Origin of the sequence: Mesorhizobium sp. M0119, from assembly GCF_040322615.1 — a bacterium.
Taxonomy (GTDB): Bacteria; Pseudomonadota; Alphaproteobacteria; order Rhizobiales; family Rhizobiaceae; genus Mesorhizobium.
In genome coordinates this window covers 1-2,950 of sequence record NZ_JAMYTU010000091.1, presented here as the reverse complement: position 1 = coordinate 2,950, position 2,950 = coordinate 1, and the positions used below count along the sequence as shown (strand labels likewise).

3 protein-coding genes are annotated in these 2,950 nt (G+C 63.0%); all 3 read left to right on the top strand.

Translation table 11 applies throughout. From position 1 onward, the window contains the following. The first annotated feature begins 321 nt into the window (after positions 1-321). On the top strand, positions 322-1,278 hold the full coding sequence (locus NKJ40_RS31610; protein WP_352469362.1) for an ABC transporter permease: 957 nt from the start codon (positions 322-324) through the stop codon (positions 1,276-1,278). Then, the gene (locus tag NKJ40_RS31605) at positions 1,275-2,129 is read left to right on the top strand and encodes an ABC transporter permease (RefSeq protein ID WP_352469361.1); all 855 of its coding nucleotides are present in this window, start codon (positions 1,275-1,277) and stop codon (positions 2,127-2,129) included. Before NKJ40_RS31610 ends, NKJ40_RS31605 begins: the two co-directional genes overlap by 4 nt. Beyond that, positions 2,122-2,950: ABC transporter ATP-binding protein (locus NKJ40_RS31600; protein WP_352469360.1), on the top strand; the 829-nt coding region annotated here is incomplete at its 3' end. The genes NKJ40_RS31605 and NKJ40_RS31600, both read left to right, overlap by 8 nt.

Genomic DNA, 2,950 nt, shown 5'->3' with positions numbered 1-2,950 from the left:
AAACACCCCCCGCGGGCGCCGGGCTCAACCACACACCCCCCCCCCACAAAACCCCCCCGGGGGGGGGGCCCCCGCCCCAAACCCCCCCGCCCCCCCCCCCCCCCCCCCCCCCACCCCCCCCCCCCCCGCGGCAGGCTCTGCACATCCAACTATTGAATAAATCGAGATAAAATCGTGGCTACTACTTTGAACGGTGAACGGGAAACTGCACAAGCGGCACCGAAAGGTGCTTGCCCACACGATCGTTGGGGAGGCCCACGCGATGAACGGCCTCGCGTTCAGCAACTGCTGACTGGCGGTCTGAACCGAGCCCGCCCGGCGATGTCGCCCATCGTGGGACTGATCGCCCAGCGCATTGCGTTGGGCGTTCTGATCCTTTTCCTTGTCTCGATCCTAATCTTCGCCGGCACGCAAATCCTGCCTGGTGACGTGGCGCAATCGATTCTCGGCCAGCAGGCTACCCCCGAAGCGCTTGCCAATCTGCGTGCCGAGCTTGGCCTCAACGATCAGGCCTACTTCCGCTACTTCCGCTGGCTGGGCGGTGTGCTGACCGGCGATCTCGGGACCTCTCTCACCACGGGGCAGGAAGTCACCGCGACGCTGCTGCCCCGCCTGTGGAACACGCTGTTCCTCACCTTCTGGGCGGCGATCGTGGCGGTCCCGCTCGCCATTGTCCTCGGTCTGCTCTCGGTGCGCTACCGCAACGGGTGGGTCGACAAGTTCATCTCCGGCCTCGCGCTCACCTCCACCTCGCTTCCCGAATTCTTCATCGGCTATCTCCTGGTCTATTTATGCGCCGTTAAGTTGCAGTGGTTTCCGAGCATCTCAACAGTCTATGACGGCATGCCGTTCCTGGCCAAGATGCAGGCGATTGCGCTGCCCGCGACGGCGCTGACACTGGTCGTGCTGGCGCATATGATGCGCATGACGCGCGCGGCAATCCTGAACGTGATGCAGTCGACCTATATCGAAACGGCCGAGCTCAAGGGGCTGCGGCCGATCGAGATCATCCGCCGCCATGCTTTCCCGAACGCGATCGCGCCGATCATCAACGTCGTCATACTCAACCTCGCCTACCTGATCGTCGGCGTCGTCGTGGTCGAAGTGATCTTTGTCTATCCGGGTCTGGGCCAGTACCTGGTCGATCACGTTTCCAAGCGCGATGTGCCTGTGGTCCAAGCAGTGGGGCTGATCTTCGCCGCCGTTTACATCGGCCTAAACATCGTCGCCGACGTCGCCGCAATCGTCGCCAATCCCCGCCTGAGGCATCCGAAATGAGCGTTTCTGCAGCCCCTCTCGTTAAAGCGCGGCGTCGCATACCGATCAGCGCCGCGATTGGTCTTTTCTTCACCGGATTGTTCCTCTCCACGGCGCTCTTCGCGCCGCTGATTGCGCCGCACCCGCTCGGCGAGATTGTCGGCGACGTCTGGATGCCGATGTCCGGCGAGCACTGGTTCGGCACCGACAATCTCGGTCGGGACCTGCTTTCGCGCATGATATATGGCGCCCGCACCACGATCTTCATCGCGGCAGTCGCGACTGCGCTTTCCTTCACGCTGGGGTCGATTCTTGGCTTCACGGCGGCCGTCGTCGGAGGCTGGTTCGACATGCTAATGTCACGCGTCGTCGATCTCCTCATGGCGATACCGACGCTGATCTTAGGCCTCGTCGTGCTCTCGGTACTGCCGTCCAACCTTGTGACGCTGATCCTGCTCATGGGGACACTGGACTCCACCCGCGTTTACCGGTTGTCACGCGCCGTCGCCGCCGACATCAACGCGATGGACTTCGTCGAGGCGGCCAAGCTGCGCGGCGAGGGCAAGTGGTGGGTGATCTTCGCCGAAATCCTTCCGAACGCGCTGTCGCCCCTGGTCTCCGAACTCGGCCTGCGCTTCATCTTTGCCGTACTCTTCCTGTCGGCTTTGTCGTTCCTGGGCCTCGGCGTCCAGCCTCCTGACGCCGACTGGGGCGGCATGGTGAAAGAGAACAAAGACGGTATTGTCTTCGGCATTTCTGCAGCCCTCATGCCCGCAGCTGCGATCGGGGCGCTTGCCATCTCCGTCAACCTGGTCGCCGACTGGATCCTGAACCGTACCACCGATCTCAAGGGAGGGCGCGGCAATGGCTGACATGCTGCTCGACATCCGCAATCTCCGCATCGAAGCCACCGTCTATCCGCCTGGCGAGCCACCCCGCACGGCAACAATCGTCGATAATGTTTCGCTGAGATTGGAAAAGGGCAGGGTGCTTGGCCTCATCGGCGAATCCGGCGCCGGCAAGTCCACGATCGGCCTGTCGCCGATGGGCTATGGGCGCGGCGGCGTGCGTATCACCGGCGGGGAAGTGATCGTCAATGGACGCGATATCCTGAAGCAGGGCAAGAACGGAATCCGCAAGCTGCGCGGCCATGAAGTCTGCTACGTCGCGCAATCGGCGGCGGCGGCTTTCAATCCCGCTCAGCGGCTGATGGACCAGGTGGTCGAGACATGCCTCAAGCACGGCATCGCCAACCGCGCCGGGGCGGAGCGCCGGGCCGTCGCGCTGTTCCGGAAGCTCAGCCTTCCCGATCCGGAAAATATCGGCAGGCGCTATCCGCATCAGGTTTCGGGCGGTCAGTTGCAACGCGTGATGACGGCCATGGCGCTTTGCCCGGAGCCGGACCTTATCATCTTCGACGAGCCGACCACGGCCCTCGACGTGACGACGCAAATCGACGTGCTTGCTGCGATCAAGGACGCGATCCGCGACACCGGCGTGGCAGCGCTGTACATCACCCACGACCTCGCCGTGGTGGCACAGGTCGCCGACGACATCATGGTACTGCGCCACGGCAAGATGATCGAGAAGGGCACGACCTTCGAGATCATCAAGGAGCCGAAGCAGTCCTATACCCAGGCGCTGGTCTCGGTCCATCATATCGAGCACCAGGAAAAAGCACCGACCCCGAATC